A 25419-nucleotide genomic window follows, 5' to 3' on the forward strand; every position below is an offset into this window, starting at 1 on the left:
CCCGGTCGACAAGTTTTCTCGGGCAAGGTGGAACAACCTTCGTGGCCGACAGTTCGGCGGCAAAGGGAGCCGCGGATGCAGTATGCGCAAGACATCGCCCTCAGGCGCGTTGATATACTGATCGAGCAGTATGTCGTCGCCAGAAGCAAAACCTGTGACTTCGTCTCGACGGAACTGGCTTGCAATGCCATCCGGTCGGTCATGCGCAGCCCCGTCAATGATGCGGAACTCGACCTCATGCTGGCCAGGAAGGCAATGAAACAGGGCCTGTCGGTTCGCTTCGACCGCACGGGACGTTGGTCCGACGTGGTGCCGAAAGCAGGTCAGGAGGACTTGAAATGAGAACGATTCTGCTAATTGCGGCGCTCTTCGCGTTGGCTGGGTGCAATGAGAACAACGCGGATCCGGCCAAGTCCAAGACCGATACGGTGAACAGTCAGCCTGTCGACAAAAATCCGAAAGTCGACAGCAATCCGACGCCTCAGACGAGCTCCGGCGGGGATCAGCAAGGCACCCAGCCCACGCAGCCAGCCAAGCCCTGAACTCGGGCGGGAACCGGCCTGTGCCCTTGCCCACGCAGGGATATGAGGCGGGGCTGCGTCACTCCGCGTTGAGCAGGGCCCTGCAGGTTTGGCTGAGAACACGTGGCAGGACGCTGAACGCATACCCAGTGTGCAGCCGTTCGAGCGGCGTGTGATAATCACGCCCCCACGGGCCGATATTGATCGTCGGGATACTGGCAAGGCCTCGGTGCGCGGGCCAGCGCACCCCGTCGCTCCACATAGGCGTGTTGCGGGCGACCACATCGAGCGAGGATTCTGCCGCTTCACCAAAGAAGCTCATATCGGAGATGCCGGCGAAATAATCGGCGCAAGCAATCGTACAGCCGTAGAGTCCGTCTGCGTTGGCGGCAATGTCGCCGGCAATCGCGCGCAGCCTTCTGGCTGCGGGGGTCTGCGACAGGTTCGTTGGCAGGTAAGGTATGGAGCCAAAGCCTATGACCACCGCCGGACCTGACAAACGGCTCAGCCGCCATGCCTCTTCGATGACAAGCCGGCATTGTTCAGGTAGCGAAAGTTCACTGGCCGCGAGCGACGCGCCCAGTGCGCCAACCCTGGATATGGCTTTCCCATCGAGGCGGTCAGCGACAGCCTCGTAACGGTATAGGGCAATGTTGTCGACTACGTCGATAGCGGCCGGCTCGTTACCCGGGCCGAGCCGCTGTTTGAGAGCGCCCAGGCAAGTCGAAGCCGCTTGTGCGCAAAGCTGTTCGAACCGGTCGAACACCTCGCCGGGTGTCCTGCGATAGCTCAGTACATTGAAGCTGGCATAGGCGCTTGCCGGTGTCGTCACGTCATAGCCGGCCTTGCCGTCGCGAATGCTGAGCAGGCTCGCCGGCGTGCCGGGCTCCGACCGGGACTGATCGGTCAGCTCCGGCGCCCATTCCACACGCGTGGCTATCGCGGCAGCCAGCGTCGCGGCATTCAAGCCATTCAGCGGAAAACCGCTATGGGCGGGAACGCCGACAACATAAGCCGTCGGCAGCAGCTTGCCCACAGTGCCCAGCGCGATGATTCGCCCCTTACTGCCGTCGCCATCGTCCGCGATCGCATCGAGATTGATCGCGGCCGCAAATTCCAGTTGGCATTCGTCGGCGATGGTAGGAAGAGCCTGCGCCGCCCTGCGCGCGCCGGCCGAGTTGTTCTCTTCATCGGGTACGGCGAGGAAGAAGATGTTCCCCGCCGGATTGATGCTCTCCGCGAATTGCGTGCAGACGGCCAATCCCGCGGCAAGGCCCGCCTTCATGTCGAGCAGACCGCGTCCGGCGAGAAACTCTCCGGAGGCAAAATCGACGCGTGCGCGTCGGGCGGCGGCCGTCTCGGCTGTGGCCAGGGTCTTGCCGAGCGCAGGCGTGAGCAGGCCCGGCCGGGTCGCGAGATCCTCAAGCTCGCCATAGTCGCGCGTCGTGACGGTGTCGTAATGTCCCGTCAGCACCACAGTGGCCCGGCCACCTCCGCGCAGCAGCATCGCCACGCAGTGTCGGCCGTCTCCGGGCTCGACCTCGATCGTCCAGATTTCCGCATGGCGAAAGGCTGTCTCTTGGCGAAGTTTGCCGGCAAGCCATGGCCCGAACGATGCTTCATCCTCGCTCCCGGTGACGCTCCTGCGCTCGGTCAGGGCGAGCGCCCAGCGTTCGGCGCAGGCGGGCAAGCCCTCTTTTGCTCCACCGTTCATCACCGTCTCCGACATGCTTCGAGAGGTCGAGTTTAGCGTCGGCTAGCTTGTTCCTTCAAGAGCGCGACCGGCTGGGCCTAGCAGCGGCAAGTCTCCCCTGTCGATACCTCGTTGTCGGAATGTGGATGCTGATTATCTGGCCTGCGATTGGAACAACTCGCTCGGTGGCTGGTTGGGCAGCATCCCGTTCCAGGAGATGCGGGCCGTCGACCAGGCAAGTCAAACACGGTTGACCAATCCAGATCTCCACAATCTAGGGAGATTATATGACCTCACGCGACAATGGCCCTCCCGGCAGCACCGATCAGAAGCCACGCTGGGAAGGCCCGCCGGAAAACCGTCCTCGCGGTTATTTGCCGGCGAAGGATGATCCGGCTGAAGATCGTGACGCAGCGGGCGAAAACCTGAAGGATCCCGACAAGCACGACCTGGGCGATGCGCTCACGACCAGGCGCAACAAATAGAATGCGACAAATGCCACGCCGGGAGCAATCGAAATACTGACAAGGCCGCGCATATGCCGCAGGCAACAGAAGCGCGGGCTTGCGGAAAAGGCGCGGAGCGGGGCGCCTGGGCGACACCCAACAAGTATGGCCGCGCAGGCAACAGTCTGCCAATTCTGAAACCCTGTCGCGATGACTTTGGGGATTATGTCTTTGCTTGTCCAAACCCCTTCCCTCGCCACCGGCATCGGTGCTATCGCAACCCGCTGATGCGCCTCATGCAGATACTCGCAGGAAAAAATTGGCACCGCAATTGGCACCGGACGGGCGATGAGGGGCAGGGACGTAGAGGTACGCAAGCGGCTATCGAGATTAGACAATTACCGGAAAACCGAGCTGGTCGGGACCTTTACGGACACATCGGGATTGCCGGAGCCGTATTTTAAGTCCCTTGCGTCTACCAATTCCGCCACGTCCGCAGCCCAGCCCTTTTCAGATGCCAGACACAGCCCGTCAAGTCGTGTTCTGCGGTGCCTGAACACGCAACCCAGAGGAGATCGCGCAACGATACTGGCGCGATCACGGAATTATCCGCGCCGTGGGCATCGGTAAATATCTGCGCGGCGGACTTGATCCGCCATGGCCGGCGCCTCTCAGGCCCAACCCATTCCCCCGCCCACTGGGGACGCCGGCCGCCCCCCACTTCCGCCAAGACTGGTCTGAGCGCAGCTTGTTGGGCAACGCCGGTGGCGACGCTCAGAACTTGTCGGTCGGCGCGTAATCGACGCCGACACCGACGGTCCAGCCGACGGTGGTGCGTGCGTCTGAGAAGGCGGTGCCCGCATCTTGCGACGTCTCGACGCCGGCGAGGGCGACGCCGCCTATGCCGTAGACCAGCACACGATCAATCGCCTACGACATTTCCGGGCCCGCCGAGTTCCACCGTGCCGTCGATCGAGGAATAGCTGAGGTCGGCTTCGGCGCCGATCCGGCGATCTCCGGGCAAATCCACGCTTCCTCGCTGGCCAAAACGCCGTCGGCTTGGCACAGTCGGGCAAACAGGAGTCTTTGATGGCCAGGAAGCCGCCCGCCCGTGCGACGAAACCCAAACCGTGGACCGAAATGGCGACCGATCTGGTCGATGTCGCGATGGGCCGCAAACCCGCCGATCTCGTGATCCGCAACGGGCGCTGGGTGAACGTCCATTCGGGCGAGATCATCGCCGGCACCGACATCGCCATATCTGGCGGCCGCTTCGCCTATTGCGGGCCGAATGCCAGCCACACGATCGGGCAGGGCACCAAGGTGGTCGACGCAGGCGGACGCTATCTCGTGCCCGGCCTTTGCGACGCGCACATGCATGTCGAGAGCGGCATGGTGACGGTCACCGAATTCTGCCGCGCCGTCATCCCGCACGGCACCACCTCGATGTTCATCGATCCGCACGAGATCGCCAATGTGCTGGGCCTGCCGGGCGTGCGGCTGATGCATGACGAGGCGGTGGCCATGCCCATCAACGTGCATGTGCAGATGCCGTCCTGTGTGCCCTCGGCGCCCGGGCTTGAACATGCCGGCGCCGAGCTGACGGTCGCCGATGTCGCTGAAGCGATGACCTGGGAAAACATCATCGGACTTGGAGAGGTGATGAATTTCCCTGGCGTCGCCGCCAACGATCCGGTGATGTCGGGCGAGATCGCCGCGACGGTCAAGGCTGGCAAGACGGTCGGCGGCCACTATGCCTCGCGCGATCTTGGTCTGCCGTTCCACGGCTATGTCGCCGGCGGACCCGAGGATGACCACGAGGGCACGCGCGCCGAGGACGCCATCGCCCGCGTGCGCCAGGGCATGAAGGCGATGCTCAGGCTGGGCTCGGCCTGGTACGATGTTGCCTCGCAGATCAAGGCGGTGACGGAGAGCGGCATCGATCCGCGCAATTTCATCCTGTGCACCGACGATAGCCATTCCGGCACGCTGGTCCATGAAGGCCACATGGACCGGGTGGTGCGCCACGCCATCCAACAGGGGTTGAAGCCGGTGACCGCGATCCAGATGGCAACGCTCAACACCGCCCTTCATTTCAAGCTGGAACGTGAGATCGGTTCGATCGCGCCGGGGCGGTTGGCCGACCTGCTGATCGTCTCCGATCTCACCGCAATGAGCATTGACGAGGTCTATGCGCGCGGCGTCAGGCTGGCCAAGGGCGGCAAGCTCGACATCGATATTCCGGCCTATGATTATCCGAAGACGGCGAAGAACACCGTCAAGCTCGGCAAGAAACTGAAGGCCGGCGATTTCGATGTCGCGGCACCCAAGGGCGCCAACGAAGTGCGGGTGCGGGTGATCGGCGTCATCGAGAACCAGGCACCCACGCGCGCGCTGGAGGCCGACCTGCCAGTCGAGGATGGGCTGGTCGCCATGGATCGCCGCAACGACATATGCCAGATCGCGCTGGTCGAGCGGCACAGGGGCACGGGTGGCGTCACCAATGCCTTCGTCTCCGGTTTCGGTTACATGGCCGACTGCGCCATGGCCTCCAGCGTCGCCCATGACGCCCATCACATCATCTGCGTTGGCACCAACAAGCAGGACATGGCGCTGGCCGTGAACCGGCTGGGGGAAGTCGGCGGCGGCGTCGTGCTGTTCTCCAGAGGCAAGGAACTGGCACTGGTCGAAATGCCGATCGCCGGGCTGATGTCGGACGAGCGCGCCGAGATCGTCGCCGCCAAGGCTGAGAAACTGACCGAGGCGATGCGCAAGATGGGCTGCTCCCTCAACAACGCCTACATGCAGCACTCGCTGCTGGCGTTGGTGGTCATTCCCGAGCTCAGGATTTCCGACGTCGGGCTGATCGACGTGACGACGTTCCAGAAAGTCGATCTGTTCGTCTGAGGCCAGCCGTCCGCTCTTGGCTGTCTACCCGCCGGTGGCGATGGTCAGCACCTTGAACGGCGTCGTGATGATGACTTCGGCGGCGGAGCCGACGACCTTTCCGAGGCCCTGACCGATATTGCTAAGCTGTGCCGGGTCCTCGTCCGCGGCCAGGCCGGCCGGCGTGCGCAGCCTGTTCCCGAGCAATTGCACCAGGAACGGGTTGTCGGCGAATTTGGCGTGGTTGAGGCCGCCGTCGCCGCCCTTCGTCTTGGTCAGGTCGACCACGGCCACGCCATAGGAGGCGAGGTCCGCCGCATTGCCGTAATCGCCGACTCGCGGCTTGTCGCCAGAAATGAGGGACGACAGCTTCAGGGCCCGATCGTCGCCTGAAAGCAGGATGGCGAAGGGCTTGGTAGGTTTGCCGTAGCGGATCATCTGCTTCTTGAACACGTCGACATCGATGTCCGGCGAGGCCAAGATGACATAGCCGAGCTTGCCGCCGAGATCCCGGTCGCCGGTGATGGCGAGTTGGCGCAGCGCCTCCATCGTCAACCAGGTGCCCATTGAATGGGCGATGATGTCGATGCTCTTGACCCGAGTCTTGGCAAGCATCCTGAGCGTTGCCTCGAGGTCGTCGCGCGCGGCATTGGCACTGTCCCTGTCGTAGAGATACCCTGTTGTCTTGGCGCTCGAGGCCCATGAGAACAGCACCGGGGTACCCGGATATTTCGTGTCGTGGGCGATCTGCGTCAGCCGGTAGATGCCGTCGTCGAAACCATTGTTGAAGCCATGCACGAAGACCAGCGCGCGGTCGCCGCGCATGGTGATGTCGGCGCCGACCGCCTTGGCGAATTGCGGCGCGCCTTCATAGTAGGTGACATCCTTGGCTGTGAAGTCCTTGGCCGGATTGCTGTTGGCGGTCCCCTTGGCCCGCTCGATGGCGCCGACCTGATGGCTCCTCGGAACGGTGACGTCGACACGGGCATAGCTGGTGGTCAGGGAACGATCGCTATCGAACACCTGCCGCGGATCCTTCGTTGCCTTCTGGCGCGTCGTCGCAACAAAAATCTCATGCGTGGCCGCGATGTCCGAAGCCGGTGCGGCGATGGTGGTCTTGTTGAGGAGGTCATGCGTAGGGCCGGCGCAGCCGCCGATGGCGAGCGCAAATGCGAGGACGAGCAAACCCTTCAAACGCACAGTCACACGTCGGCTCCCGCAGCGGGGACGTCAAACGCATGACGTCACTGACTATTCCGATAAGGCCAGAGGCCGGCGCGGTCCAGTTCAAAGTGGATTGATGGCTCGGCAATGGTGCACGGCGAAATCCGCTGCGCCGCATCTATTGCCCAAGCAGGCTGATGCGGTCGGTCACGTCCCGATCGCTGGCGAAACCATCGTCCTCGCGCAGCCGCTGGCCGATCATCTTCACCAGGGCCGGATTGTCGGCGAATTTCGTATGGTTGAAGCTGTCGCTGCCCTTGACCTTTGAGAGATCGACTACCGTCACGCCATAGGTGGCAAGATCGGCGGCATCCTTGTAGTCGCCGACGCGCGGCCGCGAACCGGCGATCAGGCCGGAGAGCCTGAGCGCCCGGTCATCGTCCGACAACAGCAGGATGAACGGCTTGTCGGGCTTGCCGTAGCGGCGCATCTGGCTCTTGAACACATCGACATCGATGTCGGGAGAGGCCAGCACCACATCGCCAAGCTTGCCGCCGAGGTCGCGGTCGCCGCTGATGGCCATCTGGCGCAGCGTTTCCATGGTCACCCAGGTTCCCATCGAATGCGCGACAATGTCGATGCGCCGCGCACCGGACTGCTGCAGCATTCGCAGGGTCACTTCGAGCTGGTCGCGGGCGGCGCTGGCGCTTTCCTTGTCATAGACATAGTCGGTGGTCTTGGCACCCGAGGCCCAGGAAAACAACACCGGTGTCCCGGGATAGCCGGAATCATGCACGATCTGGGTCAGGCGATAGACGGCGTCGTCGAAACCGGTGTTGTAGCCATGGACGAAGACCATCACCCGGCCGCCGCGCGCCGCGATGTCGGCGTTGAGCGCGCTGGAGAATTTCGGTTGGGTATCGTAGCCGACGACCTCGGAAGCCATGAAATATTTGGCCGGATCATCCGACTTGCCGCGTGAGCGACGCTCGATCTGGCCGGTCGTGTGGACTCCCGGAACGGTGACGTTGACGCGGGCGTAGTTCAGCGTCGCCGAGCGTTCGCCGTCGAAAACCTTGTTGGGATCGTCGGATTTCTTGCGCGTCGTGGCGATGAAGATCGAGTGGTTGCCCGCGATTTCCGTCACCGGCGCGGACATGACCGCGCTGCCGAGCAGTTCCTCGGTTTTGCGGCCGCCGCAGCCTGCCACCAGCAAGGCGAGCGCTAGAATGCAAATCGTCTTCAAATGCACGTCAAAAATTCCGATCGAGCCCAAAAAGGGCCATCCACCCTCCGCGATATCTCCCCAGCAGGCGAAGTGCGGCGGAAGTAAGTCATGTCCAGCCAAAATGCGGTCGGCGCCTCGTGACGGTCATCGCAGTGTTGCGCGAAAGCCAAAGCGGCAGGAAGGCCGCAACGTGGCGGAAGGCAGGGGCCTGCATCCCGCCGGATGTCGACTTCGGGCGTCCAACGATGCCCGGCTAGGCTCGATCAAAAAGCGTGAACAAACATTCGCAAGTGCTTGCAAGCATTTCGGGAAGGCGCCGTTGCAGGCACGGGCTCGACCGGGCAATGGTCTTGCGGAGCTGGATGTGTAATAGGGTTCCGGATGTGTAATAGGGTTATTGTCTAACTCGCCCGCGGGCGATCCGGGATGATCTTGCCATGACCAGCTTTTCCGCGCGCGTCGCCACCGCCGCCTCCGCGATCCGCCAGATCTTCCCGCAGACACCGCTGCAGGAAAATGACTATCTGTCGAAAAAGACTGGCGCGCGGGTGCTGTTGAAGCGCGAGGATTTGAGCCCCGTGCGGTCCTACAAGATCCGTGGCGCGTTCAATTTCTTCCGCAAGGCGCTTGGCGAAGGCAACCAAGCCGAGCTGTTTGTTTGTGCATCCGCAGGCAACCATGCGCAGGGCTTTGCCTTCGTCTGCCGCCATTTCGGCAAGAAGGGCGTGGTGTTCATGCCGGTGACCACCCCGCAGCAGAAGATCGACAAGACCAGGCTGTTTGGCGGCGACTTCGTCGAGATCAGGCTGGTCGGCGACTTTTTCGACGATTGCTACCGCGCCGCCTTCGAATTCACCGAAAGCTCCGGTGCCCATATGGTGCCACCGTTCGACCACAAGGACATCATCGAGGGCCAGGCAACGGTCGCCTATGAAATCGCGGACCAGATGCCGGGCGGGCGCATGCCCGACATCGTCATGCTTCCGGTGGGTGGCGGCGGTCTGGCTGCCGGGGTGACGCACTATTTCGCCGATCAGGGTCGCGACGCGCGGTTCGTCTTCTGCGAGCCGGCCGGTGCGCCGAGCCTGCGCGAGAGCCTTGCGGCCGGAAAACGGCTGAGGCTCGCCAAGGTCGACAACTTCGTCGACGGCGCGGCGGTCGCCGAGATCGGCCGCGAACCTTTGCGCTATCTCAAGGAGTTTGCCGCCGACAGCGTGCGGCTGATCCCGGAAAACCGGCTCTGCGCGACCATGATCGAGATGCTCAACATCGAAGGCGTTGTCCTGGAACCCGCCGGCGCGTTGGCGATCGATGCGCTGAAGGATTTTTCGAGGAAGGAAATCCGGGGCAAGACCATTGTCGCTGTGGTGTCAGGCGGCAATTTCGATTTCGAGCGGTTGCCGGATGTCAAGGAACGGGCGCTGCGCTTCGAAGGCCTGAAGAAGTACTTCATCATCCGCTTCCCGCAGCGGCCGGGCGCTTTGCGCGACTTCCTCGAAATGCTGGGTCCGGATGACGACATCGCGCGCTTTGAATATCTGAAGAAGTCGGCGCGCAACTTCGGCTCGGTTCTGATCGGCATCGAAACCAAGGATCGCCGCAATTTCGATCTGCTCAAGGCGAATTTCGAGGCCGAGGGCGTCCAGTATCAGGACATCACCGACAACGAAACACTGGCGGGTTTCATCATATGAGCGGAAAGGTCTTCATCGCCCTGTTTTCCGGCATCAATGTCGGCGGCAACCGCATCGTCAAGATGGCCGAGCTGCGGTCGTTCTTCGAGGATCTCGGCTTTTCCGCCGTCTCCACCTATGTGCAGAGCGGCAATGCCGTATTCCGGTCCGACAAGGGCGACGCGGCGGCGCTGACCAAGCGAATCGAGGCGGCTTTTGAGGCAAAATGGGGTTTCCATTCGCGCATCATGGTGCGCGATTTCGGATGGTTCGAACGGCTGGTGCGCGAAAATCCCTATCCGGAAGCGGCCGCCGACCACACGAAGCTCCATGCCTACGCGCTGGAGCGTGAGCCGACCGCCGATGAGGTGGCGCGGCTGGCCGAAAAATGCATCGGGCCCGAGCGCTTCGAGGTCAAGAGCGACGTCCTTTATCTCAGCGCGCCGGACGGGCTTGGCAAATCGGTGTTCGCCAACCTCATTCCACGCACGTTGAAAGTGCCGGGCACGGCCCGGAATTGGCGCTCGGTGCTGGCGCTGCTGGAGATGGCGCGCAAGTCCGATAGCGATTGATCCATGCGTCTCGCCGGAAATGCGCGGCGGCGACACGCAGAAAGAACTACGCCGCCTCGGCGCGTTTCCAGTCGAAGGCCAGTTCTTCGCGGAACGCAAAGCGCTTGATGTGGTCGGCAACGACGCTTTCGAGCCGCTCGATCGAAGCGGCTTCGTCGGTCGATACCGTGATGTGCAGCGCTGCCCCGTCGGCGTCCATGATCGTGCGGCCGAGTGAAAGGTCGATGACGCCGTGGTTGGGGTCGAACTCGACGGGAAACTTGTGCGCCCAATGTTTGCACAACTGCTGCAGATAGCGGCTCGCGTGCGCCGTGGTGACATTGGCATGGCTGGTCGGCATGAAGGGGGTTCTCCGAAGCTCAATCTCGTGACGTAGCGCCGCTTTTCACGGCAGGCGCCATAGCCGGATAGATAGGCACCACCAAGCGAAACATCACGGAGTGGCCGCCGGTCACTCCAAAAGGGTGATCGATTACCAGCTTCCGGTGTTCGCCATCGACGCCCACGGTTCTGCCTTGGCCTTGGCGGGGCCTTTCTGCAGAAGCTCGATGGAGATGCCGTCCGGCGACCTGATAAAGGCCATGTTGCCGTCGCGCGGCGGCCGGTTGATGGTGACGCCATTGTCCATCAGTCGCTGGCAGGTGGCGTAGATGTCGTCTACCTCGTAGGCAAGGTGGCCGAAATTGCGCCCGCCCTTGTAGTCTTCAGGATCCCAGTTGTAGGTGAGTTCGACCAGCGGCGCCTTGTCGGCGATGCCGCTCTGCTCGTCCTCGGATGCGGCCAGGAAGATCAGCGTGAAGCGGCCCTGCTCGTTTTCATAGCGGCGAACTTCCTTCAGCCCGAGCTTGTTGCAGTAAAAATCGAGCGAGGCATCGACATCGGCGACGCGGACCATGGTGTGCAGATAGCGCATGTGTTTTCCTCGATCTGTTGGGTTGCGGCGCAACATAGGGTCGGCCCGGTCAAAGGGCAATCGTCCGGCGTCAGGCGGCGCCGGCAAAGAACAAATCCGGTATTCCCGCAATGAACCGTGAAAAAAGGCACGTCAGCTCTTGCACACACCGGAAGCCGCGGTGTTAATCTGGTATCAAGAATCAGTTGCGGTGTTCTTGAATAAAGGGGGCATTCTTATGGGGGAAAAGGCCTCTTTGACCGGGCGGGCCAATACCCTTGGCGACGCCTTGACGCGCGACGAAGGCGGCGACGCCGCCGACTTGGCCGAAATCGCCGGTGCCATCAAGTGGTTCGATGTGGCCAAGGGCTATGGCTTCATCCTTCCCGATGACGGTGTTTCGGGCGATATCCTCCTCCACGTGACATGTCTTCGACGGGACGGCTTCCAGACAGCCTTGGAAGGCGCACGCGTGGTCTGTCTTGTGAAGCAAGGCGAGCGCGGGCTGCAGGCCTTCCGTGTGCTTTCCATGGATGTCACCACCGCCGTCCATCCCGCGGAAATGCAGGAACAGCGCACCCATGTCGCGGTGACGCCGGAGAGCGGGCTCGAACGCGCTTTGGTCAAATGGTTCAACCGCACCAAGGGGTTTGGCTTCCTGACGCGCGGCGAGGGGACCGAGGACATTTTCGTCCATATGGAGACCTTGCGGCGCTACGGCATCACCGAGCTTCGGCCGGGGCAGGTCGTGCTTGTCCGTTTCGGCCGCGGTGACAAAGGCCTTATGGCCGCCGAAATTCACCCCGATATGGGCACCTTGCCGGTCTCGCACTAGGGCGAACCGGCCGAGGATTTCATATGACACACAGGAACGGGCTGACGGCGGGCGTGATGTGCGCCGTGGCTGCCGTCATGGTCGCCGCCGCCGCATTCTTCTATTTCCAGGTACCCAGCGCGGCCGATGGCCGGGCGATGATCCTTCCAGTTGATCCCGCGCCGCTGGTTGCCGTGACCAAGAATGGCAAACGCTCCTTCTCGATCGAAGTCGCCGATACCGAGGCCGAGCGGGAAGCCGGCCTGATGTTTCGCGAGGACATGGCCGCCAATCATGGCATGCTGTTCGTCTTCGACGAGACGCGCGACGTCAGTTTCTGGATGAAGAACACGCCGATGGCGCTCGATCTGATCTTTGTCGGCCAGGACGGCAGGATCCGCGCGATCAAGCAGGGTGAGCCGCAATCCGAGGCGATCGTGTCGCCGGGCGAGCCGGTCCGCTTCGTGCTCGAACTCAAGGCCGGCACTGCCGCCAGGGACGGCATCGCGGACGGCGATCTGCTGCGCCATCCGGCAATCGGCACGGCATCGGGTCCTGGCATGCCGCCCGCCGACAAGGGCGATTCTCCGAACGTCGACTCCGACTGAGCCGGGGATCACCTCCCATGCAGTTTTTTTCCCATGACGGGTTCGATCTTGCCTTCCTCGACCGCCAGCCGGCCTCGGGCGCGGGCGATCCGGTGCTGATGATTCATGGCTTTGCTTCGAGCCACTATGTCAACTGGGTGTCGCCCGGCTGGTTCAAGACGCTCAACGATGCCGGTTATCGCGCCATCGCCTTCGACAATCGCGGCCACGGCGCGTCATCCAAGAGTTACGACGAGGCCGATTATACGCCCGCGAAAATGGCTTCGGACGCGGCAGCCCTGCTCGATCATCTCGGTATCGAGCGGGCCCATGTCATGGGCTATTCGATGGGCGCGCGCATCGCGGCCTTCCTGGCGCTGTCCGATCCGGACAAGGTGGCGACGCTGGTCTTTGGCGGCCTGGGCATCGGCATGATCGATGGGGTCGGCGATTGGGATCCGATCGCCGCCGCCCTTCTTGCCGAGGATCCGTCCGCGACCACCCATCCGCGCGGCCGCGCTTTTCGCGCCTTCGCCGACCAGACCCGCAGCGACCGCCAGGCGCTTGCCGCCTGCATCGCCACGTCGCGGGAATTGCTTGGTGAGGACGACATCGCCCGCATCGCACAGCCGACGCTGATCGCGGTCGGTACCATCGACGACATTGGTGGATCGCCGGACGAGCTCGCGGCGCTGATGCCCAACGCCAGGGCCTTCTACATCGAGAGCCGCGACCATATGCTGGCCGTCGGGGACAAGACCTTCAAGCAGCGGGTGCTGGAGTTCTACGCCGAAAATCCGCTTTGAGGCGCCGGTTCCTGGGACGAGCGCCTCGGATTCCGAAACTAAGCTAGGTCAAGGCCTGCAGCGAACGCGCCATGTTCAGCCTTGCCTGCGGCTCGAAGCGCTGCTGGAACTCCTGCGTGTGGAAGATATGCGGTCGGGCAAGGAAGGTCTTAAGCACCGCGCCGCGGCCAGCACGCCACATCGGCTCTTCAACCCAGCCATATTCACGGCGAACCGCCCGTTCATAGGCATCGAACGCAACTGCGTCAGCGCCCAGGATCGACAGGTCCATATCGAGGAACAGGCTGGCGTCGCGCGTCGCCGCTGCGTCGTCGAACAGCGGCAACTGGTGCGTGGCGGTGGCGAGGATCATCGCGCTGACGCGGCTCAGGCGCCCGGCATCGGTGCGGCCGGCGAGCTTTTGCTCCGCAAGCGCGGCACTTTGCGCCTCATTGTCCTTGGCTCTGCTGTCGTAGATGACGTCGTGGAACCAGATCGCCGCTTCGACGGCTTCGGGGTCGTCCAGAAGCGTTCGATAGTCGCCGGCCAGCGTTAGCATCGCTTCGATATGGGCGAGGTTGTGGTAATGGCGGCCGGCGGCATGGTAGAGGACAGAAAGCTCGGTTTTCAGGGCGTCGTCGATCAAGGGTTCGTTTTCCATGGCTGCTTGAATTCCTGCGAACCAAATCCATTTGACACAGCACTAAGGAAAATTGAGTTCAATCGTGCTATGATCTGGCTTATATGTGCGGCCGGACAAGCAGGCAGACTAGCAGGACGCAGGATAAGACGTCGATGAACAGCATCAGCATTTCCCGCCACGGCGCGTTGCAGCCGGTCGATCCGATCTGGCGTTCGATCCGCGACGAAGCGATGGAAGCGGTCAACCGCGACCCGCTGCTGGCCGCGTTCCTCTATTCGACGATCCTCAACCAGGAAAGCCTGGAAGAGGCGGTCATTCACAGGATCGCGGAGCGGCTTGCCCATCAGGATATCGGCTCCGATCTCATCCGCCAGACCTTCAAGTCGATGCTTGCCGACGACAAGGACTGGCCAACCACGGTGCGCGTCGACATCCAGGCCTATTATGACCGCGACCCGGCTTGCGACCGGTTCATCATGCCGGTGCTCTACTTCAAGGGCTTTCACGCCATCCAGACCCATCGGCTGGCGCATTGGCTGTGGAACCACGGGCGCAAGGATTTCGCGCTCTACCTGCAGAGCCGTTCGTCCGCTGTCTTCCAGACCGATATCAATCCGGCCGCGCGCATCGGCAAGGGCATCTTTATCGATCACGCCACCGGCCTCGTCGTCGGCGAGACTGCGGTCATCGAGGACGACGTGTCGATCCTGCATGGCGTGACGCTGGGCGGTACTGGCAAGGCCGGCGGCGACCGCCATCCCAAGATCCGCTACGGCGTGCTGATTGGCGCCGGCGCCAAGATTCTCGGTAACATCGAAATCGGCCATTGCTCCAAGATTGCCGCCGGATCGGTGGTGCTGTCGCCTGTGCCGCACAACAAGACGGTCGCCGGCGTGCCGGCCCGCGTGGTCGGTGAGACCGGCTGCGACCAGCCTTCGCGCCAGATGGACCAGCTTCTGCCGTCGCAGAAGATGGATCACGTGATCAGTTTCGATATCTGATTTGCTGGCAGTGCCCGCATGATTGCGATTTGCCCGGCGGCATTGCCGCTTCCGGTGCAATAAGACCGGCTTGCCTTTACATCGCCATTGTCGACGTGCCAGAAGCGCCGTTCAAACGAGCAAGCCCGATGATCGGAGAAGACTGTTGAAGCCGGACGAAATCAGAAAGCTGGACGCCTATTTCAAGCGCGTCTTCCAGAACCCCAAGCTTGAGGTCAAGGCAAGGCCACGCAAGGAAGATTCGGCCGAGGTCTATGTCGGCGACGAATTCCTCGGCATCGTCTTCAAGGACGAGGACGACGGCGACTATAATTTCTCGATGGCGATCCTGGACATCGACCTGGCCTGAGCCCGCAATGCCACGGCAGGCCGCGTCGAGCGCGGCCGGCCCGCTTTCAGCCGGTCAATGTCTGGCCTTGAGGAGCAGCCCTGCCTCGGCCGTGATCGCCGCGTCCAGCGTCTGCCAGTCGCCGAGGAATTCCCTTGGGAAGCGGTAGGTAAGGCTGAGATCATCCCCGACATGGATGTCCCGCTCGCAGGGAGCCAGCGATTCGCTGGCGCTAGGACCGCTGAGGCAGCGGGCCACGAAGGGGTCCTTGCCCGCGCGCTTGCCGACGACCAGCACCTCGTTCATGTAGCCTGATTTTTCATTGAACCCATAGACCGTCGTGCCGCCAAGCCCTGGAATGCCGGGCTGGACGATCAACGCGCTGTAGATTGGCGCGAACCGGCCACTCATGTCGCGCGACATCATCTGCTGCTCGAAGGACAGGAAGATGATGTTCCTGTTGGCTCCGGCGTGATTGAAATCATCGCGCGACGCCTCGCTGTAGCCGTCCATCTGGGGATAGCGCAGATAGAGGTCGAGGCGCGAGGCGATGCCGTCGCGCCGGGCTGGCTCGAACCTGATGAAATTGGCCGGCACGGTGATGATGTTGTGGCCGATCACCACCTCGCGCACGGTCGCGTCGTCGGTGTATCCGGCCATGGCAATGGAACGGCCGAACCATTTACCGCCAAGGCTGATGGCTATCGACAGCAAGGCCAGAGCCGCGAACGCGTAGAACACCCGCTTCATCAGCTTGGAATCGACCACGGTGAGTTCTGGGCCGTCGGCGATCGCTGCCTGCTTCATCTCGGTCCTCGTCCATCACCATCCGGGTGCCCCGCGGCGGCACACATCGCACGGCACGGCTCTTGCAGCCTTCCTGAAACGACTGTGCGATTTCATGGTAAATGGAGGGTTAATATGGCCCAGATGGAACTCCTGCTGTTCGCTTTTGTCGTCGGGCTGACGGTTTGCGGCCTGACGGGCTCGACAATGAAACTGGTATCGGGTCGCAAGGTCGCCTTCGCTGAGCCTTATGTGTCGCCCTCGCATGTGCTGCGCTCGCTGGCTGTCACTGCCGGTGCCGGGCCGTTCATGCTGGTCAACGAAGCCCTCGATGCGCGGCGCCAGGACCGCATTTCGACAGTGGCGCTCCTGTCATGTGGCTGCACCGCTATTGCCTGGTCGCTGGCCCTGGGCAACGTCGTGCTCGCCATTGCTTCCTGGGCGGTCCGTCTCCTAGGGTTTCCAGCCTGAGACGATTCGGAGACCGACAATGCCGCTTTATGCGATCGATGGAACCGAGCCCAGCTTCGCCGATGCGGATTCGAACTGGATCGCGCCCGACGCCACGCTGATTGGCGACGTCAGGATCGGCCGCAATGCCGGCTTCTGGTTCGGCGTCGTCATCAGGGGCGACAACGAGCCCATCGTCATCGGCGCCGGCACCAATGTGCAGGAACACACGGTTATGCACACCGATCCCGGCTTTCCGCTGACCATCGGCGAAGGATGCACCATCGGCCATCGCGCCATGCTGCATGGCTGCACGATTGGTGACAACAGCCTGATCGGCATGGGCGCCATCGTGCTGAACGGCGCCAGGATCGGCAAGAATTCACTGGTCGGCGCCGGCGCCCTGGTCACCGAAGGCAAGGAATTCCCGGACAATTCGCTGATCGTCGGTTCACCGGCAAAGGCGATCAGGGTGCTGGACGACGCGGCGGTCGAGCGGCTGCGTGGCTCCGCCGCGCACTACGTCGCCAACGCCGGGCGCTTCAAGGCGGGGCTGAAAAAGGTCTGAAGCCGGCTTTGGCGATGGGTGTCGCCCGGTTCGTCGCTGCAACTCATCGTCCCTTGGAGCGTCGCTTGGCCGTCGCATCGCGCAGCAACGAAGCTCCGGCTTCAAAGCCGGCTTTGTCGGCCTCCTCAAGGGCCGTCGTGTAGTCATCGATACGGGTTTCGAGCGTCGGGTCGGCGCCGGCGGCGAGAAGCAGGCGGATCGCCTCGACGCTGCGGATGGCCACCGCATAGTGAAGCGGCGTCCAGTCGTTGACGCCCCGCATGTTGGGATCGGCGCCGTGATCGACGAGGATGCGGATGATGTCGAGCTTGTCCGCGCGTTCGGTGGACAGCGCCGCGATGATCGGGGGAAATCCGGCATGATCTTCGTAGTTCGGGCTCGATCCGGCTTCGATCAGCGTTGCGACGAAGCCGAGAGGGCTCCAGTAGATCGCATATTCCAGCGGATTGCCAAGACCGAGTTCGAACGGCATGCGCTCGTCGAACCAGCGAGGCGAGTCGCCCAAGGCTTTGCCGAGTTCGTCGAAGTCACCGGCCTTGAAGGCGTCGTCGATCGCCCTGAATAGGCGATGGCGCTCGCATCGATCTTCCGGGATTTCCAGCATCAATGTGACCCAGGAAACGAAACCAACGGCCCGATTGTGCATCGATCTGTTGTGCGTGGAAAGGCGGGGGCGGCGCGATGCGCCACGTGTCATCGGGTCAGTTTAGCATCTTCCCTACAGAAATGGCGGAGCCGGCCCGGGGACGGGGCCGGCTCCTTTGACCCGGTCGTTGGGGACGGGGAGGGTGGGGACTCGACCGGGTTTCTCGTTGAGCGCGTCGCAGCCGTGCAACGCGCCTGACCTTGTTGGCGTCCTCAGCGGACGCTGGCGACCGCGTCGGAACGGCCGTCGTTGATCGTTACCCAAACGCCGGAATTTTCCGTCGATTGACGCTTGAGATAGGTGTAGTCGGTGTCCGTCCAGGACAGCACCTTGGTTTCCAGATTGTCGAGGATGAACTCGCCGAGGCTGGTGCGCACGGTCAGAACCGCATGGCCGTCGCCGTTCGGCTGGCGCGCAACCGTCATCAAAAGGTCGCCGGCGGGCACGCCCACATTCATCAGCTCGCGCCGCTTTTCCAGCGCGTAGTCCTCGCAATCGCCATAGCCACTGTCCGGGTAGGCCCAGTATTCCTCGACACCGTAGTTTTCCATGTCGGTGCGCGGCTTGACGCGGGTGTTGACCGAATTGTTGATGCTGACGATCGACGCCCAGAGCTTGCGGGTCAGGTCGACCGGTTCTCCCTTGGGGGTCTTTTCGTTGCATTCGCCCGGGATGCGTTGGCAGAATTCATAGTGGCCAACAGGCTGCGTGGTGCGTCCGCCGGTATGCATGTAGGCCGGTCCCGCGGCATATGCTGATCCCCAGGCGGAAAACTGCATCGCCATTGCCACCAGCAACAGCTTGCCCCTCGTTCTTTTCATTATTCAGTCTCCCCGTTCGAAGGAGACATTGCCACATGTGGATTTATTTGACGCAAAAGCACGGAGTAGATTTTAAGTAAAACGCCCGTAGAATAAACATAAAATTTGAATCATTTGAGTATTGAATTGTTCGGATTGCGGGATTGGTTTATCGGCGAATTGGGCCTCGCGCGGGCCCTATCTGACTATGGCGACCTGTCGCCCCGAGGACGCATCGATCCCGCACTCCGGAATCAAAAAGCCGGCCGCGAGGGCCGGCCTGACAGGTGTACTTTGCTGCCTGATCAGGCGCGCGGCGTGTTGAACTCGGAATCGAGCGTTTCGGGGCGCTGGATGACGGCGAATTCGATGGCGACGCCATCTTCGAAATGCCGAACGATCTGGCCGCGCATCGTGCCGAGCATGACCTGGACGCCGATCGCCGGTTTGACCTCGATCTCGATCGCGGCGCCGGACAATGACAGATCGATGATCCGGCACTGATACTGACGGCCGTCGGTGAGCTGCAGCACGCTGGTCGGGTTGCGTGGCGAGACGCGCTCGTGTCGGCGGTCTTCCGGCAGGTCGAGCTCGTGCTTGTTGGCGAGCCATGTCAATTGCGCCGCGAGCTTGTCCTTCTTGCGGTCGGACGCAATCACCGTCATTGCGAAGCCGTCCGGCAACGTGCGCGTCAAGACACCTTCGATGCGACCGATATGATCGATATAGGCGATGACTTTCTCGCCGGGCATGCCGATGCGGTCGGTGCGAAGCGCGACGTTGCCAGGCGACATGTCCACGACCTGGCAGGGGTGCTCGGTCCGGTCCTCCAGCATGAAACGTCCGTATATCTTGACCCGGACGCGCTGAAAGTTACGCCTTTCAGCTTGGGACGGCGCATAGTCGACCGCCGCTGACCTCATGACTGCCTACACCCCGTTTGGCATCCCGCGCCTTAATGCGAGGGACTTCATCAGAGAAGTACAACAAAGCGGGTTAACAAAGGGGAAAAACAGGCCCGCGGGACTGTGTGATCATCAACTATCTTCGCGCCCGCCGTCGAAGACGACGAGGTGGCGGATGCGGCGCGCCCGGCCGAGCGCCGAGATCGTGTCGGGCGCCCCGATCTCGTCGGGAACGAGCGAGGGAACGTCGATCGCCGGACGGTTGTTCAGCAGCTCTTTCTCCGGGTCGATGACGCGTATTGAATCGATCAAGGCGTCCGTGATCGGATCCGCGCCTAGCCAGAACGGCTTCTCCGCGGCGCTGATCACGCCGAGGCAGCGCGGATTTTCAATGCCGCCATCGAGCGGCAGGGCGAGCAATTCGAACTTGTTGGAGCGGCCGTTGCGGCTGAAGCCCTCGAAAATGATCAGCACGACCGATTTCTGGTCGAAAACCCCGTGGATCAGCCGCGAAACCAGCCGCTGATCCTTTTCGCGCCACAGCGACGGGAAGGAAAACCCCTTGAGTTCGCGGCCGTAGCAGGCGCAGAGCCTGGTGCCGGCCAGACGAAACACGGGCTGACCACGCGTGTCCCTTTCCAGGATGAACGTATCGGCCAGCAGCGACTTGATGTCGGCCGGCTCGACTTCCGATCGCTTCGGAGCGGGGCGTCCGTCACGCAGGCGGTTCCAATAGTGGAACAGCGTGATCGATCCGTTTTGGTTCATACTAAAAAGCTCCGCGCATTCTGTCGTCTGATGTCCCATCGGTGAACAGAAGGGCGCCCTCCGATGACCTACATGCGTTCCGGAGCAGGAAGCGTGCCAGCGTCGTTAACACTTGTTCACGGGTCGGGGCCGTTAAGGTTAACAAGTGGTTTACGTTGCGGCCTGGCGAGCCGCGTGGCACACCAAAACCACTCCAGAAGCGGTCGTTTCGCGACGATCGGCAGCACTTCAGTCAAGAGTTTTAGGGGAGCAGGGGGCTCGACCGGCCGTTCAAGGGAAACCTTGGACGGCTTCTTTTTTGATTCGCACCTGTGATTCGGAGCGGGACGATTCGCCATTTGCGGTTCCATCGGCGGTGATCTAGATGCTGGCCAGACCGAACCAGCCCCAGACCGAACCGGCCCCGGACTGAACCAGCATCGAGTGCGATTGCAGATGAATGAACCGCAAAATCCGTCCCAGCCCGAACCGGCCGAAGCCATGCCGCCGCCGGCGCGTGAGCCGGTGTTCAACCTGCCGCCGATCGTGCTGGCGGTGATCGGCATCTGCGCGATCGTCTATCTGCTGCAGCAATATGTGCTGAACGACGCCCAGCAAATGACGCTGCTCTATGACGGGGCGTTCATTCCGGTCCTCTATACCGGCCAATACGGCTTCGACTGGTTCCTTTTCACCCGGCCTTTCACTTACGCCTTCATGCATGGCGGCTTTGCCCATATCGCCATCAACATGGTCTGGCTCGCCGCCTTTGGCTCGCCGCTGGCCAATCGCCTCGGCGCGCGCCGTTTCGCGTCGTTCTTTGCTGCCACCGGACTGGCCTCGGTGGCGCTCTTCTGGGCCATGCATCCATACGGAGAAGCGCCACTGGTCGGTGCATCGGGCGCCATATCGGGCATGATGGGGGCCGCGGCGCGCTTTGGCTTCCACACCGACCGCTCGGCCGGCAAGGCTGCTTTCGCCGGCCCGGTGCTGCCGGTCGCGATCGTGTTGCGCTCGCGCGGCGTCGTCATTTTCCTGGCCATGTGGATGATCATCAATCTCGCCACCGGCCTTCTCGGTTTCGCGCCGGGCGTGGACGGCCAGATCGCCTGGGAGGCCCATATAGGCGGCTTTGTCGCGGGCTTCTTCGGCCTGCGCTGGTTCGACAGGGGATGGCAAGCGCCTGAATGGGAAGCCCCCGACCACACTTGAAATGCAACCCATCACGGCGCACGATGTTCACTCTTATGTGAAAACCGGTCAGGTCAGGAACCGGTTGGCAAAGTAGAGGAGGACGCCATGACAGTTAAGGCAATTCTCGAGAGCAAGGGCCATGACGTGCTGACGCTCGGGCCCAACGAAAAACTCAGCGAAGCCATTCGCATCCTGACAGAACACAAGATCGGCGCACTGGTCATCACCAATGGCGATCGCAAGATCGTCGGCATCCTCTCCGAGCGCGACATCGTGCGGGTGATCGCCAAGGAAGGAGCCGCCGCGCTCGACATCGCGGTGCGCTCGGCCATGACGCCGAAGGTGAAGATCTGCAATGAGAACCACACCGTCAACGAGGTGATGGAGATCATGACCCGGGGCCGCTTCCGCCATCTGCCGGTGGAAAAGGACGGCCTGCTGGATGGCATCGTATCCATCGGCGACGTGGTCAAGCGCCGCATCGAGGACGTCGAGCGGGAGGCCGAGGAAATACGCGCCTACATCGCCACCGCCTGAACTGTGAAAGAAGCCGCCGGCCGGAGGGCCGACCGGCGGAACCCTGGTCTATCTGTTGTCGAGTTCGGAGCGGACGAGTGCGAGCCCGCGCCTTGTGATGCGGTAGGGCCCGCCGCCCGACGACGAAACCGCCTTCTTGCGTTTCAATTTTCGAAACAGGTCGAGATCGACGTCAGGATAATGCCAGCCGTCGCGGGTCAGGCATTTGACGGAAGCGATCCTTTTCTTGTCGTTCTTTTCGATTTCAATGCGTCCGCCCTGCGCGAGCAGGTGCAGGATGCGCTGTTCAGTACGCGAAATATCCATGTGAAGAGTTTCCGGGAAAACGAAAAATGCCGCCGCCGCGAAGCTTCGCGGCACGGGGTTTCAGGTTTTCTGCCCTGCCTCATCGAGAGGTCAGGGCCTTACCGGGACTGAGCGTAAGTGGACATCCACTCTCCATTGGGATGAGCGTCCTATAGGCGAAAATGGCTGGGAAGGCCATACCGAGGCTTTGCGCTTGTCTCTTCTGGCAGTTTGCACTAGCGAAGCGGGTACGATTTGTACCTGCTGAATGTGCAGCGCATTCGGCAATCATCCGGAATTTGACGGCAGGCCATGAGCATCATCGATACCCGTACACCCGACGCAAAACGCCTGATATCAGGTGCCACCGGCGACTGGGAGATCATTATCGGCCTTGAGGTTCACGCTCAGGTCATCTCGGAGGCAAAGCTCTTCTCCGGCGCCTCGACCGCATTCGGGGCTGCGCCCAATGCCAATGTCAGCCTAGTCGATGCGGCAATGCCCGGCATGCTGCCCGTCATCAACGAGGAATGCGTCAAGCAGGCGATCCGCACCGGCCTGGGCCTGAAGGCGGCGATCAACCACAAGTCGGTCTTCGACCGGAAGAATTATTTCTATCCGGACCTGCCGCAGGGCTACCAGATCTCGCAGTTCAAACAGCCGATCGTCGGCGAGGGCACGGTGATCGTTTCCGTCGGTCCCGACCGCCAGGGCGAGTTCGAGGACATCGAGGTTGGCATCGAGCGCCTGCACCTGGAGCAGGATGCCGGCAAGTCGATCCACGACCAGCACCCGACCATGTCCTATGTCGACCTCAACCGCTCCGGCGTGGCGCTGATGGAGATCGTGTCGAAACCCGACCTGCGCTCCGGCGACGAGGCCAAGGCCTATGTGACCAAGCTGCGCACCATCATGCGCTATCTCGGCACCTGCGACGGCAACATGGACGAAGGCTCGCTGCGTGCCGACGTCAACGTCTCGGTGCGCCGGCCAGGGGGCGAATTCGGCACCCGCTGCGAAATCAAGAACATGAATTCGATCCGCTTCATCGGCCAGGCCATCGACTACGAGGCGCGCCGGCAGATCGCTATCCTCGAGGACGGCGGCAAGATCGATCAGGAAACGCGGCTGTTCGATGCCGTCAAGGGCGAGACGCGCTCGATGCGCTCCAAGGAAGAGGCGCACGACTACCGCTACTTCCCCGATCCGGATCTTCTGCCGCTGGAATTCGACCAGGCCTATGTCGACGCCCTGGCCAAGGCATTGCCGGAACTGCCCGACGACAAGAAGGCGCGGCTGATCTCCTCGCTCGGCCTCTCGACCTACGACGCAGCGATCCTGGTGTCGGAAAAGCCGATCGCCGATTATTTCGAGAAGGTAGCGGCCGGGCGCGATGGCAAGCTCGCCGCGAACTGGGTCATCAACGATCTGCTGGGCGCTCTCAACAAAGCCGGCAAGGACATTGAATCCGCTCCGGTTTCGCCCGACCAACTCGGTGCGGTCATCGACCTGATCAAGGAAGGCACCATCTCCGGCAAGATCGCCAAGGACCTGTTCGAGATCGTCTGGAGCGAGGGTGGTGATCCTCGCCAACTGGTCGAAAGCCGTGGCATGAAGCAGGTCACCGACACCGGCGCCATCGAGAAGGCGGTCGACGAGGTGATCGCGGCCAATCCCGACAAGGTTGAGCAGGCACGCGCCAAGCCGACCATGGCCGGCTGGTTCGTCGGCCAGGTGATGAAGGCGACCGGCGGCAAGGCCAATCCGCAGGCCGTCAACGATCTCGTCAAGGCCAAGCTGGGCATCGAGTAAAGGCATGTTCGTCCGCACCGCCGGGGATCGCGACCTCGCAGCCGTCCGGGCGTTGCTAGTCGAAACATGGCATGCCACCTATGACGCGATCTACGGCGCCGAACGGGTCACCGAGATCACCAATGAATGGCACTCCGTCGCTTCTTTGAAGGCCAGGCTGGTCAAGCCGAGCAGCGAGTTCCTCGTTGCCGATGACGGCAAGCGCATTGGCGGCATGGCCTTTGCCGAAGCCGTCGGTGACGGCGGTGTGGTTATGCTCAGGCAGCTCTATGTGCTTCCTGCGCTGCAGGGCCGAGGCATCGGCGGCATGCTGCTCGACGAAATCATCGAGAGTTTTCCGGAAGCCCATGGGATTCGGCTCGAAGTGGAAGAGAAGAACACCCGCGCCGTAGCCTTCTATCGGGCCAATGGCTTCGTCCAGGCCGGCCGCACCGACAATTGCGGCTCCGCCGGTTCGGCCATCCCGGCGTTGATCTATGAACGGGTACTTGCTGCCTGACCACCGTGGCGGCGTGATCACCTTCGCGCGAGCGCCCGCCCCGGGCTCCGTTTTCGTTTGACGGCCCTGATGTCCGCCACCAAAGGTGCTCAGGCCGACCCGCTCGAAGCCGGAATAAACCGACGCGCGCGGGACGGCTTGGGGGGAACCATGCCAAGCCTGCCGGAACTGATGCCGACCGAGGTGTCGGACGAAACCTTTGGCGGCGTCACCTATCACATAGCGGGCGAACTGGTGCCTGTGCTTTCCGTCGACGTGACGCGGATGCCTGTCTATTTCGAGCACCACATCCTGCTGTGGAAAAATTCCACGATCACCATCGGCCTGAAATCGCTGAAGGGGGCGCTGAAGCGCATGATGGCCGGCATGCAGATCTTCGTCACCGAGGCGTCGGGAGCGGGCGTCATCGCCTTCAGCCGCGACGGACCCGGTCACATCGTGCCGATTCACCTGCGGCAAGGCGAGGAGATCCAGGTGCGCGAGCACCAGTTCCTGGCCGCCACCGGCAATGTCGACTACACGTTCGAGCGTGTACGCGGCCTGGCGACAATGCTGTTCGGCCAGAGCGGCTTCTTCATCGACCGGTTTCGCGGCGATACTGGGGACGGCATCGTCTGGCTGCACGGCTACGGCAACGTTTTTGAAAAGACGCTCGCTCCGGGCGAAACCATCGACATCGAACCCGGCGGCTGGCTGTTCAAGGATGCCTCGGTCAGGATGGAAACCAAGATCGACCGGCTGTCGAGCGGCTTCTTCGGTGCCAACATGAATTTCATCGTCAACCGCTTCACCGGCCCCGGCAGGGTCGGCATCCAGTCAATGTACCTGCATATGCCGACCGAGGAGTAGGCTGGGGGAGCCGCAAGCGGGACGGGTGAAGGCCAGGATCGGCGCGGTCGCAGGTGGCGACAGTTCGCGTATCAGCAATTCGAGTTTCCGCTGTGTGCCTGGCGCCGG

General features: G+C 62.2%; 31 protein-coding genes. 18 read left to right on the plus strand and 13 right to left on the minus strand.

Annotation, left to right across the window (positions count from 1 at the left end; genetic code table 11):
* Positions 1 to 75: 75 nt before the first annotated feature.
* Together EN861_RS15105 and EN861_RS15110 are read left to right on the plus strand one after the other, a co-directional pair.
* Entirely contained in the window at positions 76 to 342 is a 267-nt protein-coding gene (locus tag EN861_RS15105) for a hypothetical protein (RefSeq protein ID WP_127280506.1), read from the plus strand.
* Positions 339 to 542 (plus strand): hypothetical protein, encoded by a 204-nt coding sequence (locus EN861_RS15110; RefSeq protein WP_127280505.1) that lies wholly within the window; start codon positions 339 to 341, stop codon positions 540 to 542. The genes EN861_RS15105 and EN861_RS15110 overlap by 4 nt, the downstream gene beginning before the upstream one ends.
* A gap of 58 nt (positions 543 to 600) precedes the next feature.
* On the opposite strand, the gene EN861_RS15115 is transcribed toward EN861_RS15110, so the two are convergent.
* The gene (locus tag EN861_RS15115) at positions 601 to 2235 is read right to left on the minus strand and encodes a M20/M25/M40 family metallo-hydrolase (protein ID WP_189343636.1); all 1635 of its coding nucleotides are present in this window, start codon (positions 2233 to 2235) and stop codon (positions 601 to 603) included.
* A gap of 266 nt (positions 2236 to 2501) precedes the next feature.
* Here EN861_RS15115 and EN861_RS15120 point away from each other — a divergent pair, with 266 nt between their 5' ends.
* Complete coding sequence (locus EN861_RS15120; RefSeq protein WP_127280503.1) at positions 2502 to 2699, plus strand: hypothetical protein; 198 nt, start codon at positions 2502 to 2504, stop codon at positions 2697 to 2699.
* Between the two features lie 735 nt (positions 2700 to 3434).
* Here the strand turns inward: EN861_RS15120 and EN861_RS36290 are convergent.
* The gene (locus EN861_RS36290) at positions 3435 to 3578 is read right to left on the minus strand and encodes a hypothetical protein (RefSeq protein WP_245512035.1); all 144 of its coding nucleotides are present in this window, start codon (positions 3576 to 3578) and stop codon (positions 3435 to 3437) included.
* A 171-nt stretch (positions 3579 to 3749) separates the two neighbouring features.
* Here EN861_RS36290 and ade point away from each other — a divergent pair, with 171 nt between their 5' ends.
* Complete coding sequence (ade, locus tag EN861_RS15130; protein WP_135864198.1) at positions 3750 to 5567, plus strand: adenine deaminase; 1818 nt, start codon at positions 3750 to 3752, stop codon at positions 5565 to 5567.
* Between the two features lie 24 nt (positions 5568 to 5591).
* Here the strand turns inward: ade and EN861_RS15135 are convergent, their stop codons facing one another.
* Together EN861_RS15135 and EN861_RS15140 are read right to left on the minus strand one after the other, a co-directional pair.
* The gene (locus EN861_RS15135; protein WP_127869431.1) at positions 5592 to 6752 is read right to left on the minus strand and encodes an alpha/beta hydrolase; all 1161 of its coding nucleotides are present in this window, start codon (positions 6750 to 6752) and stop codon (positions 5592 to 5594) included.
* 136 nt (positions 6753 to 6888) lie between these two features.
* Positions 6889 to 7962 carry an alpha/beta hydrolase gene (locus EN861_RS15140; RefSeq protein ID WP_127869430.1) on the minus strand — a complete coding sequence of 358 codons (1074 nt, stop codon included), beginning with the start codon at positions 7960 to 7962 and terminating at the stop codon, positions 6889 to 6891.
* A gap of 413 nt (positions 7963 to 8375) precedes the next feature.
* Between EN861_RS15140 and ilvA the strand changes: the two genes are divergently transcribed.
* Positions 8376 to 9632, plus strand: a complete 1257-nt coding sequence (ilvA, locus tag EN861_RS15145) for a threonine ammonia-lyase IlvA (RefSeq protein ID WP_135864200.1) — start codon at positions 8376 to 8378, stop codon at positions 9630 to 9632.
* Positions 9629 to 10183 carry a DUF1697 domain-containing protein gene (locus EN861_RS15150; RefSeq protein ID WP_135864203.1) on the plus strand — a complete coding sequence of 185 codons (555 nt, stop codon included), beginning with the start codon at positions 9629 to 9631 and terminating at the stop codon, positions 10181 to 10183. Before ilvA ends, EN861_RS15150 begins: the two co-directional genes overlap by 4 nt.
* A gap of 46 nt (positions 10184 to 10229) precedes the next feature.
* Here EN861_RS15150 and EN861_RS15155 read toward each other — a convergent pair whose 3' ends face one another.
* Both EN861_RS15155 and gloA read right to left on the minus strand, forming a co-directional pair.
* Positions 10230 to 10523: a DUF2218 domain-containing protein gene (locus EN861_RS15155; protein WP_135864204.1), complete on the minus strand. Its 294-nt coding sequence runs from the start codon at positions 10521 to 10523 to the stop codon at positions 10230 to 10232.
* A gap of 132 nt (positions 10524 to 10655) precedes the next feature.
* Positions 10656 to 11096 (minus strand): lactoylglutathione lyase, encoded by a 441-nt coding sequence (gloA, locus tag EN861_RS15160; RefSeq protein ID WP_127280045.1) that lies wholly within the window; start codon positions 11094 to 11096, stop codon positions 10656 to 10658.
* Positions 11097 to 11313: 217 nt separating this feature from the next.
* Here gloA and EN861_RS15165 point away from each other — a divergent pair, with 217 nt between their 5' ends.
* Genes EN861_RS15165 through EN861_RS15175 form a run of 3 tightly spaced genes read left to right on the plus strand, consistent with a single transcriptional unit; the run spans position 11314 to position 13282 of the window.
* The gene (locus EN861_RS15165; protein ID WP_127869719.1) at positions 11314 to 11910 is read left to right on the plus strand and encodes a cold-shock protein; all 597 of its coding nucleotides are present in this window, start codon (positions 11314 to 11316) and stop codon (positions 11908 to 11910) included.
* Between the two features lie 23 nt (positions 11911 to 11933).
* A complete protein-coding gene (locus tag EN861_RS15170) occupies positions 11934 to 12497 on the plus strand; it encodes a DUF192 domain-containing protein (protein WP_135864208.1) in 564 nt (187 codons plus the stop codon).
* A 17-nt stretch (positions 12498 to 12514) separates the two neighbouring features.
* Positions 12515 to 13282 (plus strand): alpha/beta hydrolase, encoded by a 768-nt coding sequence (locus tag EN861_RS15175; RefSeq protein ID WP_135864210.1) that lies wholly within the window; start codon positions 12515 to 12517, stop codon positions 13280 to 13282.
* A gap of 43 nt (positions 13283 to 13325) precedes the next feature.
* Here EN861_RS15175 and EN861_RS15180 read toward each other — a convergent pair whose 3' ends face one another.
* A complete protein-coding gene (locus tag EN861_RS15180; RefSeq protein WP_135864211.1) occupies positions 13326 to 13922 on the minus strand; it encodes a hypothetical protein in 597 nt (198 codons plus the stop codon).
* 134 nt (positions 13923 to 14056) lie between these two features.
* On the opposite strand from EN861_RS15180, the gene cysE reads away from it, so the two are divergent.
* Together cysE and EN861_RS15190 are read left to right on the plus strand one after the other, a co-directional pair.
* Positions 14057 to 14905 (plus strand): serine O-acetyltransferase, encoded by an 849-nt coding sequence (gene cysE, locus EN861_RS15185; RefSeq protein WP_127280041.1) that lies wholly within the window; start codon positions 14057 to 14059, stop codon positions 14903 to 14905.
* 145 nt (positions 14906 to 15050) lie between these two features.
* On the plus strand, positions 15051 to 15254 hold the full coding sequence (locus EN861_RS15190) for a DUF3126 family protein (RefSeq protein WP_006200852.1): 204 nt from the start codon (positions 15051 to 15053) through the stop codon (positions 15252 to 15254).
* A gap of 54 nt (positions 15255 to 15308) precedes the next feature.
* Here EN861_RS15190 and EN861_RS15195 read toward each other — a convergent pair whose 3' ends face one another.
* Positions 15309 to 16040: a hypothetical protein gene (locus EN861_RS15195; RefSeq protein WP_127869423.1), complete on the minus strand. Its 732-nt coding sequence runs from the start codon at positions 16038 to 16040 to the stop codon at positions 15309 to 15311.
* A gap of 114 nt (positions 16041 to 16154) precedes the next feature.
* Here EN861_RS15195 and EN861_RS15200 point away from each other — a divergent pair, with 114 nt between their 5' ends.
* Together EN861_RS15200 and EN861_RS15205 are read left to right on the plus strand one after the other, a co-directional pair.
* Positions 16155 to 16490, plus strand: a complete 336-nt coding sequence (locus tag EN861_RS15200) for a hypothetical protein (protein ID WP_135864213.1) — start codon at positions 16155 to 16157, stop codon at positions 16488 to 16490.
* A gap of 19 nt (positions 16491 to 16509) precedes the next feature.
* A complete protein-coding gene (locus EN861_RS15205) occupies positions 16510 to 17037 on the plus strand; it encodes a gamma carbonic anhydrase family protein (RefSeq protein ID WP_135864217.1) in 528 nt (175 codons plus the stop codon).
* A gap of 43 nt (positions 17038 to 17080) precedes the next feature.
* Here EN861_RS15205 and EN861_RS15210 read toward each other — a convergent pair whose 3' ends face one another.
* From EN861_RS15210 to EN861_RS15225, 4 genes are all read right to left on the minus strand, one after another.
* On the minus strand, positions 17081 to 17641 hold the full coding sequence (locus EN861_RS15210; RefSeq protein WP_189343637.1) for an ankyrin repeat domain-containing protein: 561 nt from the start codon (positions 17639 to 17641) through the stop codon (positions 17081 to 17083).
* A 254-nt stretch (positions 17642 to 17895) separates the two neighbouring features.
* On the minus strand, positions 17896 to 18504 hold the full coding sequence (locus tag EN861_RS15215) for a transglutaminase-like cysteine peptidase (protein WP_127869419.1): 609 nt from the start codon (positions 18502 to 18504) through the stop codon (positions 17896 to 17898).
* A gap of 284 nt (positions 18505 to 18788) precedes the next feature.
* On the minus strand, positions 18789 to 19406 hold the full coding sequence (locus EN861_RS15220) for a PilZ domain-containing protein (RefSeq protein ID WP_127281204.1): 618 nt from the start codon (positions 19404 to 19406) through the stop codon (positions 18789 to 18791).
* Positions 19407 to 19520: 114 nt separating this feature from the next.
* Positions 19521 to 20156 carry a PAS domain-containing protein gene (locus tag EN861_RS15225; protein ID WP_127869418.1) on the minus strand — a complete coding sequence of 212 codons (636 nt, stop codon included), beginning with the start codon at positions 20154 to 20156 and terminating at the stop codon, positions 19521 to 19523.
* Between the two features lie 435 nt (positions 20157 to 20591).
* Between EN861_RS15225 and EN861_RS15230 the strand changes: the two genes are divergently transcribed.
* Positions 20592 to 21347 (plus strand): rhomboid family intramembrane serine protease, encoded by a 756-nt coding sequence (locus tag EN861_RS15230; protein ID WP_135864220.1) that lies wholly within the window; start codon positions 20592 to 20594, stop codon positions 21345 to 21347.
* Positions 21348 to 21434: 87 nt separating this feature from the next.
* Positions 21435 to 21866, plus strand: a complete 432-nt coding sequence (locus EN861_RS15235; RefSeq protein ID WP_127280953.1) for a CBS domain-containing protein — start codon at positions 21435 to 21437, stop codon at positions 21864 to 21866.
* Positions 21867 to 21914: 48 nt separating this feature from the next.
* Here the strand turns inward: EN861_RS15235 and EN861_RS15240 are convergent, their stop codons facing one another.
* The gene (locus tag EN861_RS15240; RefSeq protein WP_127280952.1) at positions 21915 to 22172 is read right to left on the minus strand and encodes a YjhX family toxin; all 258 of its coding nucleotides are present in this window, start codon (positions 22170 to 22172) and stop codon (positions 21915 to 21917) included.
* Between the two features lie 291 nt (positions 22173 to 22463).
* Between EN861_RS15240 and gatB the strand changes: the two genes are divergently transcribed.
* The 3 genes from gatB to EN861_RS15260 all read left to right on the plus strand — a co-directional run bounded on the left by gatB (position 22464) and on the right by EN861_RS15260 (position 25311).
* A complete protein-coding gene (gene gatB / locus EN861_RS15250) occupies positions 22464 to 23963 on the plus strand; it encodes an Asp-tRNA(Asn)/Glu-tRNA(Gln) amidotransferase subunit GatB (RefSeq protein ID WP_135864222.1) in 1500 nt (499 codons plus the stop codon).
* Positions 23964 to 23967: 4 nt separating this feature from the next.
* On the plus strand, positions 23968 to 24462 hold the full coding sequence (locus tag EN861_RS15255; RefSeq protein ID WP_135864224.1) for a GNAT family N-acetyltransferase: 495 nt from the start codon (positions 23968 to 23970) through the stop codon (positions 24460 to 24462).
* A 150-nt stretch (positions 24463 to 24612) separates the two neighbouring features.
* Positions 24613 to 25311, plus strand: a complete 699-nt coding sequence (locus tag EN861_RS15260; protein ID WP_127869718.1) for an AIM24 family protein — start codon at positions 24613 to 24615, stop codon at positions 25309 to 25311.
* The last annotated feature ends 108 nt before the right edge of the window (positions 25312 to 25419 follow it).

It is taken from the genome of Mesorhizobium sp. M8A.F.Ca.ET.218.01.1.1, from assembly GCF_004791165.1.
Taxonomy (GTDB): Bacteria; Pseudomonadota; Alphaproteobacteria; order Rhizobiales; family Rhizobiaceae; genus Mesorhizobium.